Annotated in this window: 15 protein-coding genes and 2 pseudogenes; 11 read left to right on the top strand and 6 right to left on the bottom strand. The window is 73.8% G+C overall.

Going from position 1 to position 15,853, the window contains the following annotated elements:
* Positions 1–113 precede the first annotated feature (113 nt).
* Positions 114–665: pseudogene (locus tag ACFVHI_RS28160) on the bottom strand (methyltransferase domain-containing protein); the annotation flags it as partial.
* A gap of 114 nt (positions 666–779) precedes the next feature.
* Positions 780–980: pseudogene (locus ACFVHI_RS28155) on the bottom strand (SAM-dependent methyltransferase); the annotation flags it as partial.
* 307 nt (positions 981–1,287) lie between these two features.
* Between ACFVHI_RS28155 and ACFVHI_RS28150 the strand changes: the two are divergent.
* Positions 1,288–2,070 carry a methyltransferase domain-containing protein gene (locus ACFVHI_RS28150; RefSeq protein ID WP_380343969.1) on the top strand — a complete coding sequence of 261 codons (783 nt, stop codon included), beginning with the start codon at positions 1,288–1,290 and terminating at the stop codon, positions 2,068–2,070.
* Between the two features lie 53 nt (positions 2,071–2,123).
* Positions 2,124–2,576 carry a hypothetical protein gene (locus tag ACFVHI_RS28145; protein WP_380343966.1) on the top strand — a complete coding sequence of 151 codons (453 nt, stop codon included), beginning with the start codon at positions 2,124–2,126 and terminating at the stop codon, positions 2,574–2,576.
* A gap of 86 nt (positions 2,577–2,662) precedes the next feature.
* Here the strand turns inward: ACFVHI_RS28145 and ACFVHI_RS28140 are convergent, their stop codons facing one another.
* Together ACFVHI_RS28140 and ACFVHI_RS28135 are read right to left on the bottom strand one after the other, a co-directional pair.
* The gene (locus ACFVHI_RS28140; protein ID WP_244293559.1) at positions 2,663–3,781 is read right to left on the bottom strand and encodes a DUF6745 domain-containing protein; all 1,119 of its coding nucleotides are present in this window, start codon (positions 3,779–3,781) and stop codon (positions 2,663–2,665) included.
* 199 nt (positions 3,782–3,980) lie between these two features.
* Entirely contained in the window at positions 3,981–4,307 is a 327-nt protein-coding gene (locus ACFVHI_RS28135; protein WP_063350717.1) for a hypothetical protein, read from the bottom strand.
* A gap of 201 nt (positions 4,308–4,508) precedes the next feature.
* Here ACFVHI_RS28135 and ACFVHI_RS28130 point away from each other — a divergent pair, with 201 nt between their 5' ends.
* The 7 genes from ACFVHI_RS28130 to ACFVHI_RS28100 all read left to right on the top strand — a co-directional run bounded on the left by ACFVHI_RS28130 (position 4,509) and on the right by ACFVHI_RS28100 (position 11,517).
* Entirely contained in the window at positions 4,509–5,465 is a 957-nt protein-coding gene (locus ACFVHI_RS28130; RefSeq protein WP_380343963.1) for an STM4015 family protein, read from the top strand.
* 77 nt (positions 5,466–5,542) lie between these two features.
* Positions 5,543–6,484 (top strand): STM4015 family protein, encoded by a 942-nt coding sequence (locus tag ACFVHI_RS28125; protein ID WP_380343960.1) that lies wholly within the window; start codon positions 5,543–5,545, stop codon positions 6,482–6,484.
* Positions 6,485–6,499: 15 nt separating this feature from the next.
* The gene (locus ACFVHI_RS28120; RefSeq protein ID WP_380343957.1) at positions 6,500–7,639 is read left to right on the top strand and encodes an STM4014 family protein; all 1,140 of its coding nucleotides are present in this window, start codon (positions 6,500–6,502) and stop codon (positions 7,637–7,639) included.
* A gap of 47 nt (positions 7,640–7,686) precedes the next feature.
* Positions 7,687–8,592 carry an STM4013/SEN3800 family hydrolase gene (locus ACFVHI_RS28115; protein ID WP_380343978.1) on the top strand — a complete coding sequence of 302 codons (906 nt, stop codon included), beginning with the start codon at positions 7,687–7,689 and terminating at the stop codon, positions 8,590–8,592.
* On the top strand, positions 8,589–9,920 hold the full coding sequence (locus tag ACFVHI_RS28110; RefSeq protein WP_380343954.1) for an STM4012 family radical SAM protein: 1,332 nt from the start codon (positions 8,589–8,591) through the stop codon (positions 9,918–9,920). The genes ACFVHI_RS28115 and ACFVHI_RS28110 overlap by 4 nt, the downstream gene beginning before the upstream one ends.
* Positions 9,917–10,906: an STM4011 family radical SAM protein gene (locus tag ACFVHI_RS28105; RefSeq protein ID WP_380343951.1), complete on the top strand. Its 990-nt coding sequence runs from the start codon at positions 9,917–9,919 to the stop codon at positions 10,904–10,906. The genes ACFVHI_RS28110 and ACFVHI_RS28105 overlap by 4 nt, the downstream gene beginning before the upstream one ends.
* A gap of 230 nt (positions 10,907–11,136) precedes the next feature.
* Positions 11,137–11,517 carry a VOC family protein gene (locus ACFVHI_RS28100; protein ID WP_063350712.1) on the top strand — a complete coding sequence of 127 codons (381 nt, stop codon included), beginning with the start codon at positions 11,137–11,139 and terminating at the stop codon, positions 11,515–11,517.
* Between the two features lie 95 nt (positions 11,518–11,612).
* On the opposite strand, the gene ACFVHI_RS28095 is transcribed toward ACFVHI_RS28100, so the two are convergent.
* Positions 11,613–13,232 (bottom strand): YDG/SRA domain-containing protein, encoded by a 1,620-nt coding sequence (locus ACFVHI_RS28095; RefSeq protein ID WP_380343947.1) that lies wholly within the window; start codon positions 13,230–13,232, stop codon positions 11,613–11,615.
* 261 nt (positions 13,233–13,493) lie between these two features.
* On the opposite strand from ACFVHI_RS28095, the gene ACFVHI_RS28090 reads away from it, so the two are divergent.
* Positions 13,494–13,823, top strand: a complete 330-nt coding sequence (locus tag ACFVHI_RS28090; protein WP_380343944.1) for a hypothetical protein — start codon at positions 13,494–13,496, stop codon at positions 13,821–13,823.
* A 175-nt stretch (positions 13,824–13,998) separates the two neighbouring features.
* On the top strand, positions 13,999–14,889 hold the full coding sequence (locus ACFVHI_RS28085) for a YhjD/YihY/BrkB family envelope integrity protein (RefSeq protein ID WP_079136152.1): 891 nt from the start codon (positions 13,999–14,001) through the stop codon (positions 14,887–14,889).
* Between the two features lie 60 nt (positions 14,890–14,949).
* Here the strand turns inward: ACFVHI_RS28085 and ACFVHI_RS28080 are convergent, their stop codons facing one another.
* Entirely contained in the window at positions 14,950–15,657 is a 708-nt protein-coding gene (locus ACFVHI_RS28080) for a rhomboid-like protein (RefSeq protein ID WP_380343940.1), read from the bottom strand.
* Positions 15,658–15,853: the final 196 nt, after the last annotated feature.

Raw genomic sequence — 15,853 nt, 5'->3', positions numbered from 1 at the left:
GGCCGCGGGGTGGGGGGGGGCCCCGCGCGCGCCCGCGGCGGCGCGCCCCCCCCCCCCCCCCCCCCCCCCCCCCCCCCCCCCCCGGGGGGGCCCGCGGCCGGGCCCGAGCCGTCCTACGGCTTGCGCGCCTCGATCAGGAAGCGCGCGGAGTGGGCGACGAACGGCCCCTCCGTCCGGATCAGGGCGTCCAGTTCACGCAGCCGGTCCCGGTAGGCCGCCACGGTGAAGCCCGGGACCATCCAGATCACCTTGCGCAGGAAGTACACCACCGCGCCGATGTCGAGGAACTCCATCCGGAGCCGCTCGGAGCACAGGTCCACCACCTCCAGCCCGGCGTCGCGCGCGGCGGCGCTCTCGTCCTCCGGGCGGCGCGCCCGGCGTGCCTCGGGCTGCGGGCCGAGGAAGTACTCGACCAGTTCGAACCCGGACGCCGGCCCCACGTGCTGGGCGTAGTAGGCGCCGCCGGGCCGCAGCACCCGGGCGATCTCCGACCACCAGGCCTTCACCGGATGACGGCTGGTGACCAGGTCGAAGGCCCCGTCGCCGAACGGCAGCGGCGGCTCGTCCGGGTCCGCGACCACCACCACGCCCAGCGGGTGCAGCAGGCCGGTGGCGCGCGCGACGTTCGGCGGCCAGGACTCGGTGGCCGCCATGGTGGCCGGAAGCGCTCCACACTACACGGGGGCGGACGCCCCGGGGGCGGGCTGCCCTTCGGTGGGCTGTCCTTCGGCGGGCTGCCCTTCGGTGGGCTGTCCTACGACGGGCTTCGCAGCGGCGAGCCGGGCCGCGCCGGCCAGCGCCTCGCCGCCGCCCGTCTGGATGTCCAGGGCTGCCGAGGCCCGACCCAGCCGCTCGGCCAGCAGCCGCTGGTAGCCCCAGGACGGCCGTTCCTCGGTGGCGCGGCCGGCGAGCCAGGAGAAGTCCCAGCCGTCCACGGACACCGCCTCGGCCTCGGCGATCAGCTCTTCGAAGGTGCGCATACCGGCATCATCCCGGTGGCCCGCCCACCCGGCGAACTGTTTCACCCTCCGCTTCATCCCCTCGTGCCGCAGGGGCGGTTCCCCGGACCACGCGCAGACCGCCTGCCGTGATCAGCCCGGTCACCGGCTCCGAACCGCCGCCCCATCGTTCCCCGGCCTCGGAAAACCGCTGTCCGCCCCCGGTACGGCTGGGCGAGGATGACGGCGTGACGAACGAGCAGGCGAGGGCCCCGCCTACCACCTCGCCCATGTCAACGCCCGTCGTGCCCGCTCTTCACCCCTCTCGCCACCGTGGAGTCCCGACGCCATGACCTCCTCACCGCAGTCCCCCGTCGGCCGCTTCTACGACGAGTTCGCGGCCGGGTACCACCTCCTCTACCCCGACTGGGACGCCTCCGTCGCCCGCCAGGGCGCCAGCCTCGACGCCCTGATCCGCGCCGGCCTCGGCGATCGCCCGGTCGACGTCCTGGACTGCGCGTGCGGCATCGGCACCCAGGCCCTCGGCCTCGCCGCCCTCGGCCACCGCGTCACCGGCACCGACCTCAGCCCGGCCGCCGCCGCCCGGGCCGTCACCGAAGCCGCCCTACGGGGCCTCCGTCTCCCCACCGCGGCCGCCGACATGCGCGGGCTCCCCTTCGCCGACGCCCGGTTCGACGTCGTCGTCTGCGCCGACAACGCGCTCCCCCACCTACTCACCCCCGAGGAGGTCCGCACCGCCCTCACCGAGATGCGCCGCGTGCTGCGCCCCGGCGGCCTGCTCCTGCTCACCATCCGCCCCTACGACGACCTGCGCCGCTCCCGCCCGGCCTCCACCCCGCCCCAGACCACCGAACGCGACGGCCGACGGTCCGTCATCTTCCAGCTCTGGCACTGGCACGAGGACGGCGAGCGCTACGACCTGGAGCTCTTCCACCTCACCCCCGATGCCACCGGCCAATGGCAGACCGACATCCGTCGCTCCACCTACTGGGCCCTCACCCAGTCCCAGCTCACCGCCCTCGCCTCCGAGGCCGGCTTCACCACCTCCCACTGGCAACCGCCCGCCCGAACGGGCTTCTTCCAACCCGTGCTCATCGCCCACGCCCCCTGACCCTGGCCGACCCCGACGACTGCACAATCCACACCGGCCGGGACAATTCCGGGGTGCTATTGACATGGATCGCCGAAATAGCGGACGAACCACTGGTGCTGGAGCCGAGCGACCGGCGGGTCGAGTGGCGGACCAACACCTGGTACCTGAGTGCGGAGGATGGGGACAAGCAGTCCTTGTCCGTGACCGAGGTGGTCGCCGCCTTCGAACGAACCGCTCAGGCCATCCGGCACCGTATCCACGCGCTGGGCTTCGCCGGGGTGGCGACCTTCTACGTGTGGCACGACGAGCAGGTCGATCAACTCCGCTGCTCCACCGGATCGGTGGCCGTCGACGAACTGCCGTTCGGCGGCACCTACCTGCCCTCCGACGACCTCGTTCCGGTCGTCGAGGGCTTCCTGAGCGGCCGACAGCCAGCCGAGACCGACCCGTCGGACCAGACCGCGCCCAACGCCAGGCCCCCCTTCCCCGTCTGGGTCCGCAACGTCGGACCGACCTCACGCTGACCTGTCCCGCACCCCGCCGAGGGCAGCCCCGAGATCGGCTGGCCGAGATGCGCGGCTCAGCGGCCTGCGCCGGGGGTCCGGGCCGGTCAGGTCTCGCGCTGCGGGTGGTACTCGGACTCGGGTATGCCGAAGGTCCAGGCGACCCCGGCGCGGGCGGTGCGGGTGCTCGGCGGGACGCGCAGCCAGTAGGTGCGGAAGGTGCCGTCGGGCTCGGCGGTCGAGTTGACGACCTCGACCATGACCACCGGTTCGTCGTCGGGCAGGGTGATCCGCCAGAGCACCCCGGTCTCGTCGCGGTGGATGGGCTCAGCACCGGAGTCGGCCAGGTAGCGCTCGTAGCCGTAGTGCTCCAGCAGGACACGGCGCAGTTCGGCGTTCTCCTCGGTGCGGATCCGCTCGACGGTGACGTCGGCCAGCCCGGCCAGGAACTCGGCGGGCACGGGCATGCCGCGCCAGGCGTGCAGGGCGAAGCCGTCGGCGTACTCCAGGGCGGGGCCGTCCGCCCGGTCGAGCCGCCCGGCCTCGTCACGGTGCAGCGCGACGGGGCGCTCGCTGACCAGCGCGACGTCCTGGTACGGCCACCACCAGCCGGCCTCGCGGGCCACCCCGGCGAGCGGCGCGACGGCCTCGGCGCTGCCCCCGGCCGCGTCGGAGGCGGCCTCGAAGGCGGCGAACCAGGGAGCGTCGTGCTGGCCGCGCACGGCGTCGAGCAGGGCGAGCCGGACGGTGGTGCGCCGGGCGCGGGCGGCGGCGGCCGCGTCGTCCGAGGCCTCCTCCCGGTCGGCCTCGGGGGCGAGCCGGTCGAGGACCGCCGTGCGGATGCGGTCGGCGAGCGGGGTGGTGACCGGGCCGAGCTCGCCGCCGGTGAGTGCCCAGTGCGCCGCCCACCCGGCCGCGCCGACCTCCTCGACGGCCCGCCGCCGGGCCTGTTCCCAGGGCCCGGTGCGCACGGCCTCGCGTACGCTCACCGCGCCGGCGGCCCGCAGCTGCAGCGCCGCCTCGGCGGCGGCGAACGGCGAGCCGAACCAGCGGACGGCCGTGGGCTCGGGCAGCCCGGCCGCCCGGTAGGCGGCCCGGACCGCGTGCTCGGCCGCCGACCGGTCGGCCGGGCCGGTGGCCGCCGCAGCGGCCCGCCAGCGGGCCGTCACCTCGGCGGGCCCGGCCGTCACCGCGCCCGCCGGGCGGTCAGGGATCGTCGTCTCCATCGTCTGCTCCGTTCCCGGCCGGGCTCCCCGCCCGGCCGCCTGCTTCCGTTCCGTTCGGCACTGCGCGTTCCACGCTGCACGTTCCGCGTGGCACGCCGCGCCCGCCCACCCGTCTACCGGCTGCCTGCCATCGCCCGCCACCCCGCCACCCGCCCGTCGGCCGGTCCGTCAGCCGTCGGCCCGTTCGTCGGACCCTGCGTCAGTCCGCGACCACCCGCACTGCGCCCGGGGTGTACTCGCGCTGGCGCACCACCCGGTACCAGCTCTTCGGCAGCGGTATCGCCGCATGCTCCTCGTGCACCACCCGGCCGCCCTCGGGCAGGTGCAGCCAGCCCGCGCCGAACGGACCGGCCTCCCGGCGCAGTTCCCCGGGACCGACCACGGCGTGCGCGTGGCCGGTGACCTCCCCGAGGGCCAGCACCATCCGGCCCCGGCCGTCCCGGGGCTGGACGGCCAGCGCGGCCACCCGGGGCGGCACGGCCCCCTCCTCGACCGGCACGATCAGCACATCGCCCTGGCGGTACATCAGTCCTCCCTCGCCGTACGGCCGGACCCCGGCGACTGCCGGAATCCCGGGCTCCACCGCACTGTTCGCGGTCACGTTCCGGAGCCACGACCAGAACGTAGAGCAAGGGTCTGACAACGCGCCCGGCCGGCCACCCGGCCACCGGATTGTCGGACCCGGCTGGTAGACACGTGTTCGGCCCCGACCCCTGAGGAGCAGCGCATGACCGTCAACCACCACATCGAGCAGTTCCACGGTCTCCCGGTCTTCGACTTCGTCCAGGCCCTGGACGAGGCCGCCGACGCCGGCGACGCGGCAGCCGTGGCCCTGCCGGAGCCGGCGTCGGCAGCCTGGCGGATCGGCCTGCACTACGAGTCCGAGGAGGCCTTCACCGAGCGCTGGCGGCAGTTCCTCGACACGGTCGACACCGAGCGCGTGACGGCCGTGCTGATCGGCCCGTGGTTCTCCGACGAGCCGGAGCAACTCGACGCCGCCCTGGCCGCGATCGTCGAGGCGGCGGGCCGGCTGCCCGCGCTGCGGGGTCTCTTCGTCGGCGACGTCACCTACGAGGAGAGCGAGATCTCCTGGTTGGAGATGTGCGATGTCACCCCGCTGCTGACGGCCTACCCCGAACTGACCGAGCTGGTGGTGCGCGGCGGCAGCAACCTGGAGCTGACACCCGTGCGCCACGAGGCGCTGCGAGCGCTGCACTTCGAGGCCGGCGGCCTGCCGGCCCCGGTGGTGCGGGCGGTGGCCGGCTGCGACTTCCCCGCCCTGGAGCGGCTCGAACTCTGGCTCGGCGTCGACAACTACGGCGGCGACGCCACGCTGGACGACCTCGCCCCCTTCCTGGACGGCACACGCTTGCCCGCGGTGCGCCATCTGGGCCTGCAGAACAGTGAGTTCGAGGACGACATCGCGGCCGCCGTGGCGCACGCGCCCGTGGTGGCCCGGCTGGAGTCGCTCAGCCTCGCCATGGGCGTACTGACCGACCAGGGCGCCACCGCCCTGCTGGAGGGCCAGCCCCTCACCCACCTGCGCGCCCTCGACCTGCACCACCACTTCCTCACCGGGGAGGTGCAGCAGCGCCTCACCGAGGCCCTGCCGGGCGTCGAGATCGACCTCTCCGAGGCCGGAAAGCCCGACGACCGGTGGCGCTACGTCGCCGTGGCCGAGTAACCGTCACCGACCGCGCGCCCGACGCCGCCGCACCACCACACCGACCAGCCCACCACGCCCATCCGTCTGGAGCCGACATGACCGTCTCCCTCCACCCCGACCGCTTCCACGACCTGCCGATCCGCGACTTCGCCCCCGACGACGGCACCCGCACGCCGCCCGCCGCCGGCTCGGTCGCCTGGCGGCTCGCCCTGGACTACGACGCGAAGCACGACTTCGCGCAGCTCTGGCAGACCTTCCTCGACACCGTCGACCCTGGCGGAATCCGCGCCCTGGTGATCGGCCCCTGGTGGCACGGCGGCTACGTCCCCGTGGCCGCCACCGTCGCCGCCGTCGCCGCGGACGCGGAGCGCCTGCCCGCCCTGGAGGCGCTCTTCCTCGGGGACGTGACCTACGACGAGTGCGAGATCTCCTGGATGGAGATGGGCGACGTCACCCCGCTGCTGACGGCCTTCCCCGGGCTGACCGAGCTGACCGTCCGCGGTGGCACGGACCTGAGCCTCCAGCCGGTGCGGCACGACCGGCTGACCGCGCTGCGCTTCGAGGCCGGCGGCCTGCCGGCCCGGGTGGTGCGGGCGGTGGCGGGTTCCGAGCTGCCGGCGCTGGAGCGCCTGACGCTCTGGCTCGGCGTGGACGAGTACGGCGGTGACGCCACGATCGACGACCTCGGGCCCTTCCTGGACGGCGCCCGCCTCCCGAGCCTGCGCCACCTCGGGCTGGCCAACAGTGAGTTCCAGGACGAGATCGCCTCGGCCGTCGCGCACGCGCCCGTGGTGGCCCGGCTGGAGTCGCTCGACCTGTCCATGGGCGTGCTCTCCGACGAGGGCGCCGCCGCCCTGCTGGAGGGCCAGCCGCTCACCCACCTGCGCGCCCTCGACCTGCACCACCACTACCTCAGCGAGGAGCTGCAGCAGCGCCTCACCGAGTCCCTGCCCGGGGTCGCGCTCGACCTCTCCGAGGCCGAGGACCCCGACGAGGACGAGGACGACGGGGACCGCTACGTCGCGGTCGCCGAGTAGGCGGGTGACGGCACGATGACACCGCAGCTGACCGTCCTCGGCAATCCCGGGCACCGACGGGTGACGCTGTTCACCACCGCCGCCCGGGCCGCCGGGCTGCCCGAGCCCGCCGTCCTGCCCTGGCTGGACGTGCTGCGCGGCGACTACCGGCTGCCCGAGGACGGCCTGCTGCGGATCGAGTCGCCCGGTGAGGAGGCCCTGGTCGACGAACTGCTGCGCGGCCCGGCGCTCGGCCCGTCCTACGCGCCGACCCGGGTCGAGGGCACGGCCGCCTGGTACGCGGGGGTGACGGCCGCGCTGCGCGAGCTGGCCGGGCGCCCCGGCGTACGGCTGCTGGGCGATCCGGAGGAGATCGCCGTGATGTTCGACAAGCGGCGGGCACACACGCTCCTCGCCGCCGCCGGGGTGCCGGTACCCCGGGCGCTGGGCGGCGAGGTCACCGGCTGGGAGCAGTTGCGCGGGCGGCTGGCCGCGGCCGGCCTGCGCCGGGTCTTCGTCAAGCCCGCGCACGGCTCCTCCGCCTCCGGGGTGACGGCCCTGCAGTTCGGGCCGCGCGGGCAGGTCCTGGCCACCACGTCGGTCGAGCTGGCCGACGGGCTGCTGCACAACTCGCTGCGGGTCCGCCACTACCGCGGCGAGCGGGAGGTGGCCGAGATCATCGACCGGCTGGCACCGGACGGGCTGCACGTCGAGCAGTGGATCCCGAAAGCCGCGCAGTCCGGCCGCTCGGCGGACCTGCGCGTGGTGGTGGTCGCCGGCCGGGCCACCCACGCGGTGGTGCGCACGAGCGCGCAGCCGATGACCAACCTGCACCTCGGCGGCGCCCGGGGCAGCCTCGACCTGGCCCGGGAGGCCGCCGGGCCCGCATGGCCGGCCCTGCTGGAGACGGCCGAGCGCGCGGCGGCCTGCTTCCCCGGCTCGTTGATGGTCGGGGTCGACGTCCTGCCCACGGCCGGCTGGCGACGCGCGCTGGTCGGCGAGGTCAACGCCTTCGGCGACCTGCTCCCCAACCTCACCGGCCTGCCCGGCGGCCCCGCCGAGGACCTCGACACCTACGGCGCCCAGATCGCCGCCCTCACCGGGGCCACCGGCCGCACCACCGGAACGCCCCTCCCCACCCCGACGGACCACCAGATCACGGAACCCTCCCGATGAACCACCAGACCTCCCCCCGCACCCAGGCTCCCGCTCCGGCCCCCGACATGAACGCGGTCGTCGGCACGCACGACCTGCTGCTCGTCACACTCGACACGCTCCGCTTCGACGTCGCCGAGGAGCTGGCCGCCGCCGGCCGGATCCCGCACCTCGCCGCCTTCCTCCCCGGCGGCCGCTGGGAGCGCCGGCACGCGCCCGGCAGCTTCACCTACGCCTCCCACCAGGCGATCCTGGCCGGTTTCCTGCCCACCCCGGCCTCCCCCGACGGCCCCCACCCGCGCCTGTTCGCGGCCCGCTTCGCCGGTTCCGAGAGCACCGCCCCGCGCACCTGGGTGTTCGACGCACCGGATCTGCCGACCGCCCTCGCCGCCGCCGGGTACCGGACGGTCTGCATCGGCGGCGTGGGCTTCTTCAACAAGCAGGGCCCGCTCGGCTCGGTGCTGCCCGGCCTGTTCCAGGAGAGCCACTGGGAGCCCGGGATGGGCGTGCCGTCCCCGACGTCCTTCGAGGAGCAGGTCGCCCGGGCGGAGCGGGTCGCCGCCGAACAGCCCGCCGGGCAACCGCTGTTCCTGTTCCTGAACGTCTCGGCACTGCACCAGCCCAACTGGTTCCACCTGCCCGGCGCCACCCGTGAGCACGGCGACTCCCGGGCCAGCCACGCCGCCGCCCTGGAGTACGTGGACGCCCACATCGGCCGGCTCTTCGCGGCGATGAGCGCCCGCCGCCCCTGCTTCGCGATCGTCTGTTCCGACCACGGCACGGCGTACGGCGAGGACGGCTACACCGGTCACCGGATCGGCCACGAGGTGGTCTGGACCGTCCCGTACGCCCACTTCACCATCCCCGCAGCCGTCCCCCATGCCGCCCCCGCAGCCGCCTCAGCTTTCCCTGCCGCCGCTGCCGTCCCTGCCACCGTCACAGCCATCGCCGCCACCACCGAGGAGCGCGCATGACCACCACACCCCCGCGCCCCGACTCGCCCTACCAGTCCTACGTCTACGCCTACCCGCACAAGACCGCCTACCGCCCGCTGCCGGAGCGCCCGGGGCTGCGCGAGCTGTGGGCCGGCGAGGCACAGGACGCGCTCTCGCTCTACCTACACATCCCGTTCTGCGAGGTCCGCTGCGGCTTCTGCAACCTGTTCACCAGGATCGGCAGCCCCGAGGGCCTGACCACCGCGTACCTGGACGCCCTGGAGCGCCAGGCGGTGGCCGTCCGCACCGCGCTGGACGAGGGCGCGCGCTTCGCACTGGCCGCCTTCGGCGGCGGCACGCCCACCTATCTGACGGCCGGCGAGCTGGAACGGCTGTGCGACATCGCCGAGCAGCGGATGGGCACCGACCTGCGGGCGATACCGCTCTCGGTGGAGGCCTCCCCCGCCACCGCGACCGCCGACCGGCTGGAGGTCCTGGCCGCCCGGGGCACCACCCGGCTGAGCCTGGGCGTGCAGTCCTTCGTCGACGCCGAGGCCCGCTCCGCCGTGCGCCCGCAGAAGCGGGCCGAGGTGGAGTGCGCCCTCGACCGGATCCGTGCCGCCGGGTTCCCGGTGCTCAACATCGACCTCATCTACGGCATCGACGGCCAGTCCGAGGCCAGTTGGCTGCACTCGCTGGACGCCGCGCTCGCCTGGCAGCCCGAGGAGCTGTACCTCTACCCGCTCTACGTGCGCCCGCTCACCGGCCTGGCCCGGCGCGGCGAGCAGGAGAGCCACTCCGCCTGGGACACCCGCCGGCTCGCGCTCTACCGCACCGGCCGCGACCACCTGCTGGCCCACGGCTACCAGCAGGTGTCGATGCGGATGTTCCGCCGCGCCGCTTCCCCGCAGGCCGGGGCGAGCGAGTACGCCTGCCAGACGGACGGCATGGTCGGCCTGGGCTGCGGCGCCCGCTCCTACACCTCGCGGCTGCACTACTCCTTCGACTACGCGGTGAACGCCACCGAGGTGCGCGGAATCATCGACGGCTTCGTCGCCACCGAGGACTTCCACCACGCCGAGGTGGGGCACCGGATGCGCGGCTGGGAACCGCGCCGGCGGCACCTGGTGCAGTCGCTGCTCCAGGCCGAGGGCATGCCACTGGTCGACTACCGGGCCCGCTTCGGCAGCACACCGGCCGCCGACTTCCCGGCGGAGCTGGCCGAGTTCACCGCGCGCGGCTGGCTCGCCGATGACCAGGACCGCCTGGTCCTCAGCCCGGAGGGCCTGGCGCACTCGGACGCGGCCGGGCCGATGCTGTTCTCGCCCGAGGTCCGGTCCCTGATGACGGCGTACGAGGCGAAATGACCTTCCTCGGCCTGCCGTCCACCACCCCGCCCACACCGCGCACACCGACCGCGCCAACCACAGAGACCGGCGCGACCGCCGCGACCGCCGCGACCGCCGCGACCGCCGCGACTGACCGTGGGCGCGACCTCACCCTGCTCTACCGTGGCCCACTCGCCTCCTGCGACTACGACTGCCCCTACTGCCCGTTCGCCAAGCGCCGCGACACACCCGATCAACTGCGCGCCGACCGCTCGGCCTTGGAGCGGTTCACCGGCTGGGCGGCCGGACGGGCGGGCAGCGGTGACACCCTCGCCCTGCTGTTCACGCCCTGGGGCGAGGGCCTGGTGCGGTCGTGGTACCGACGGACGTTGGTCCAGCTGAGCAAGCTCCCCCACGTACGCCGGGTGGCGATCCAGACCAACCTCAGCTGTCGGACCGACTGGCTCGCCGAGGCCGATCCCGACACCCTCGCGCTCTGGGTGACGTACCACCCCGGCCAGGTCACCCGAGAGCGTTTCCTCGCCAAGTGCCGGGAGCTGGACGCCCTGGGCGTGCGCTACAGCGTCGGCGTGGTCGGCCAGCCCGAGCACCTGGCCGAGGCCCGCCGGCTGCGCGCCGAGCTCGCCGCAGGCGTCTACCTGTGGGTCAACGCCGCCGAGGGCCGCACCTATACCGACGCCGAGGCCGCAGACTGGGAGGCCGTCGACCCGCACTTCGGCTACAGCCGGCACGCCCACCCCAGCGCCGACCGCCCCTGCCGCACCGGCGAGTCCGTGCTCTCCGTGGACGGCGACGGTACCGTCCGCCGCTGCCACTTCGTCCGGGACGTTCTCGGCAACCTGTACGACGGCTCCTACCGCACCCAACTGCGGGCGCGCGGCTGCCCGTTGCCGGTCTGCGACTGCCACATCGGCTACGTCCACCTGGAGACCCTGCCGCTGTACGAGCTGTTCGGCGCCGGCGTGCTGGAGCGGGTGCCGCACGCCTGGCCGCAGCGCGGCTGAGGCCGGGCGGCGGGACGCGACAACCCGATTGCCGGACGGGGCCGCCACCCGTGAAGGCACACGAACGACCGTGCCGGACCCTCCGCGCCCCGCTCGTCCCGCTCGACCGCACCTCTCCGAGCGCGGCGACACCCGGCAATCTCCCGCACACGCCCCGCCGCCGCCCACCGCCCCCGTGGGCGCCCGCCCGCCAACGTCCCTAGCCTGGAAGCAGGAGGAGGCGAAGCACCATGCTTGGAGACGCACCACTGCAGGCCGTCATCCCCGCCGCCGACCTCGCCCGCGCGAGGAGTTTCTACACCGACACCCTCGGCCTCAAGCTCGCCGAGGAGACCGACGAGGAACTGGTCTGCGACTGCGGCGGCACCCAGTTCACGATCTACCACACCCCCAGCGGCGGACAGGCCGCCCACACCCTTGCCAGCTTCAAGGTCGCCGACCTCGACGGCGCGATGTCCGCCCTGCGTGAGCGCGGCATCACGTTCGAGGAGTACGACTTCCCCGGGCTGAAGACCGTCAACGGCATCGCCGAACGCGACAACCTGCGCGCCGCCTGGTTCAAGGACAGCGAGGGCAACATCCTCTGCCTGGCCCAGTCCGTCAGCCAGTAGCACGATCCCCCCGGCCCCGCCCTCGGCTCAACCCGCTGCCCCGCCCGTTCACCACGAGCAGACGGGGTAGCGGCCCAGACGACCGGACGGGAGGCTCAGCGCATGCCCTCGTGCCGGGGAACCCCGTGCCGCAGCCGATGCTCCGCGAGGCGCTTCCGGTCGACGACGTGATCCGGTGTCTCCCGCAGCCAGCCCAGCACGGAGCTGTCGTCGCGGCTCACCACCGTGAGGTCGTCATTGACGATCAGCATGCCGAAGTCGAACAGCACGTGGTGGTTGGCACACAGGCAGAGAACGTTGTCGACGGTGTCCGATCCGTTGTGCGGGCTCCCCAGGGGCGTGATGTGTGCGGCCTCGGCGTAGGCGCCGCCCGGGACCGCCATGCGGACGCCGCACACCTGACAGGTGTAGTCGTGCGCACGTTTCACGTGGGTGGCGATCGCGGTGTTCCGGACGACGCGCTCGACCGATGTCGCGGATCGGACGGGCCCCGCCTCCCGACCGTCCTCATCCGTCGGAGCCGTCACCCGATCCGCCACCCGATCGGTCACCGGAGCCGCTACCGGAGCCGTCACCCGATCCGATACCCGGTCCGACACCCGGGCGACTGCCGCGGCCTGTTCGGCCGGGGAAAGGGCTACCAGGCGGAACCGCCACACGAGGAAGCCGCCGGAGGAGGTCTCGGACCAGAGGTCCTCGACCCGGAAGAGCCCGTCGTAGCGGTAGAAGGAGCGGGTCGCGGTGGTGACTCCCCGGACCACGCGAACCGGGGCCCCGGTCGCCGCGCTCGTCGCCAGGGCCGCGTTGCCGCGCGTCAGCTGCTGGTTCCGGGCCGGCTGCCCCGCCTGCGGGCTCCGCCCGCCCTCCCCGGTGTAGAGGATCACATCGCCGAGATCCTCGTCGTCCTGGTACCCACCGGAGACCACGATCGATTCCGCGCCGAGTTCTCGCAGACCGCAGATACCGGCCTGGAGCGGCCGGTGCACGCCGGCGAGCGAGAGCGTCCGCCGGTTGTCGAACTCCTGGCCCAGTCGTACGCCCGGCACCGGCCCGATGCCGTCGGGGAGCGGGCCGAACTCGACGGGCGCCTGCCCTTCCGGGAGGGCCGTGGCCAGTTCCCTGACCCTCGCCCGCTCCTCCTGCCGCGCCGTCTGGGCGCGGAAGAGCACTTCCCCGATAAAGGTGTCCCGGGTGGCCGCCAGCCAGGCGCTGTCATCGGCGCGCAGCGCGGACAGCCCGTCGAAGAGTTCGCGAAGCCGCGACTCCGTCGGAATGGTCCGTCCGTCCAGGTAGGAGTCGAGGGTTCGCGCGCTCAGGTCGCAGTGGCGCGCGACCCGTTCGGTCGACGGGTCGCCGACCTTGTTCCACAGTCCGCGCAGCGCGCGGGTGAAGTCCTCCTCCTCGGGTGTGCGGCCCGCTGTCGCCGTGCCCTGCCGCCGGGCCGCCTCCACGAGGCCTTCCTCGGCGGCACGTCGCCGGTCGTGCCACTGCCGCCGTTCGAGCTCGCTGCCGCTGCCCCACGCCTCGACCATGGCGTCCAGGTTCTTGGCGCTCGGCAGGCGGGATCCATTCAGGGCGGCGTAGACCGCCGTCCGCGAGGCGCCTAGCGCGACGACCGTCTCGACCGTGCCCCGGGACCGTTCCTTGAATTCGCGGAGCTCGCGGGCGAAGGAGACCAGCGGGCCCGTTCCACTCAGCGGGAGCCTGCGCGCCATATCCCCACCGTGATATTCCTCACAGTTCCTCTCCCATTTCCTGTGATGCGGGTCACATCGTCGACGTCGGTACGCCTCTGACCTGGACCAACATCAACTTTCTCAAGTCCCGCGATGTTTTCTGCGGTTTTTCGGCCTTCCGCAGCTCTGTCATCGTATCCACTGTCGGTACGAGCCGTACGCCCCACAACGGAGCGACGGCTCCCTGCGTCAACAGGAAGCCGTCATCACTCGTAGCCCCATCAACACCCGGAGAACTACATGCACGAGGGTACGGGGATTCCCGCGTCGGGCGGAAGCGCCCAGGCCACGGGCACCGCACCGCCCGCACCGGGCCCCCGCTGGCTCGCTCCGGCCGGAGTCGCCGCGACCGGCGCCGGCCCGGTCGCGGCCGGGTTCCAGAGCAACAACACCATCGCGATCATCTCGGCGGCCCCGAGCCTCGTCGTGGTGCTGCTGTTCTTCTTCGGGGTCGTCTGCCCGGCGGTCTGGTCGCGCAAGGCCCAGCGCAAGAAGGCGGCCCTCAACGTGCTCAACACCCTCATCGGGCGGAACCCCACGAGCCTCACGAACCCGCCGCCCCGACGGTAGACCCACGACCACACCGCACCCGCTACCCGGCCCCGATCCCCGCGCCGGGCCCCGACCCCCACCCCAGACGCCCGACGCCGCCCACCCGCCCGCGGACGGACACCTCCGGTGGCGGGGCGGGCCGGGCTGGCCTTGACTGGGGCGGATCGTTGCCCCGCTGCGGGAGGACCGAGAGATGAGGTCGGTGAGGGAGGCCGCCAGCCGTTGGGGGGAGCGGCTGGCCCGGGGGCGCGGGCGGTGGGAACGAGCGCGGGCCGAGGCCGAGCGGCGCTTCCCCGTGATCACCGAGCTGACGGCCCGGCTGCTCTCCCCCGGACTGCTGGACGCCGCCACCCGGATGGCCTCCCAGATCTTCCTGACCTCCGTACCGCTGCTGTTCGCAGTGGCCGCGTTCGCCCCGGCCGATGTGCGGGACCAGCTGGTGGCCTCGCTCCGCGCGCTGTTCGGCGTCTCCGGCGCCTCGGATCAGGAGCTGCGCCAGGCGCTGTACGGCAACGGGGACCTGCGGGGCACCACCGGAATCATCGGCGTGCTGATGGCACTGCTGTCGGGGACCAGTTGCAGCCGCGCGGTGGCCCGGGTCTGCGAGCACGCCTGGCGGCTGCCGAAGGCCGGGACCCGGGCGGCGGCCTGGCGGTGGCTGCTGTGGATCGTGGCCTGGCTGACGGTGCTGGTCTTCCAGGGCTCGCTGCGGGACGGCTTCGGCGTCGGCTTCTGGCTGGGCCTGCCGCTCACCTTCGCAACGTCCTTCGTGGTCTGGTGGTGGACCACCCACCTGTTGTTGAGCGCCCGGGTCGGCTGGCTGCCGCTGCTGCCCGGCGCGCTGCTGACGGCCGCCGCGGCCACCGCGATGTCGCTGACCGCCCCGGTCTACATGCCGGGCGCGCTGAACCGCAGTCTGGCCCAGTACGGTTCGCTGGGGCTGGTGCTGATACTGCTGTCCTGGCTGATCGCGCTCTGCGCCGCCGTCACCTTCTCCGTCACTGCGGGGGCGGTGCTGGCCCAGGAGCCCCCGCTGAACGTCTACCTGGGCGCGCCCGCCCCGGGCCCCCCGCGCACCCGCTGATCCATCGGCGCCGCCACCACCACGGCGCAGCCGCCACCATCACCACCACCCCCGCCACCATCACCGCAGCCGCAGCCGCCCTCGGACGAGCCGGCCCGTGGCGACCGGGTCCCAGGAGCCTGGGCGGTCCCGGGTCAGCGGGTAGCAGGCCAGCCCGATCAGCACGGCGCTGAAGTGGCCGATGCTGGTGTAGTCCCGGCTCTGCGCGACACCCAGGCCGTAGAAGACCAGCACACCGGCCACGTACAGGTACCGCCAGGGCCGCACGATCAGATAGGTGAGCACCGCGACCACCCCGGCGAGCGCGTAGCTGACGCCGTAGTCGAGGGTGTAGACGGCCCTCGGCGGGGCGATGCCGCGGTGGATCGCCCACCCGAGCAGGCCCTCGCTGAGGTAGGTCGCGCCGACGTGCGCGATCATCGCCACCGAGATCCAGCGCAGGGTGCCGAGCCAGCGTTCGGCGGGCACGTGGAAGATGTTGTAGAGCAGGAAGTAGCTCAGCCACCCGCCGCCCGCGATCCACAGCGCGCTGGTGATCAGCACGCGCACCGGTGAGACCTGGAGGTGGTGCAGGTTGGTCGAGCGCCGTTCCAGGATCCGGTCGGCGGTCGCGGTGTCGACGTGGCGGATCACCTGCGTGGTGGCGAGCAGGATCGCCAGCCACACGTAGGTGCCCGGGGCCCGGCGGACGTAGGTCCAGGCCGCGTGCGCGAGGCGTGCCCACCAGGGGCGCCGGTGTCCGGGCGCGTTGGTGGTGCCACCGGTCATCGGCGCCTCCTCGACGGTCCCCTTCACCCTCACCCGGGGCGCCTCCGGGCGCGTCGACGCGGTGCGCCCTTCGGGTGACCGGGTCTCGCGGACGGTCTCCCGCGTCCCCCACGCCCTGGGCCTAGGGGCTCTCTTTCGGATCACGCCGGGCGCGCGACGCCGGAGCACGCACCTCGCCGCGTTGTCGTCGGTCGCC

Source organism: Kitasatospora sp. NPDC127121 (assembly GCF_042677305.1).
GTDB lineage: Bacteria > Actinomycetota > Actinomycetes > Streptomycetales > Streptomycetaceae > Kitasatospora.
The sequence above is the reverse complement of the archived record's forward strand: the minus strand, read 5'-3'. Positions and strand labels throughout refer to the sequence as shown.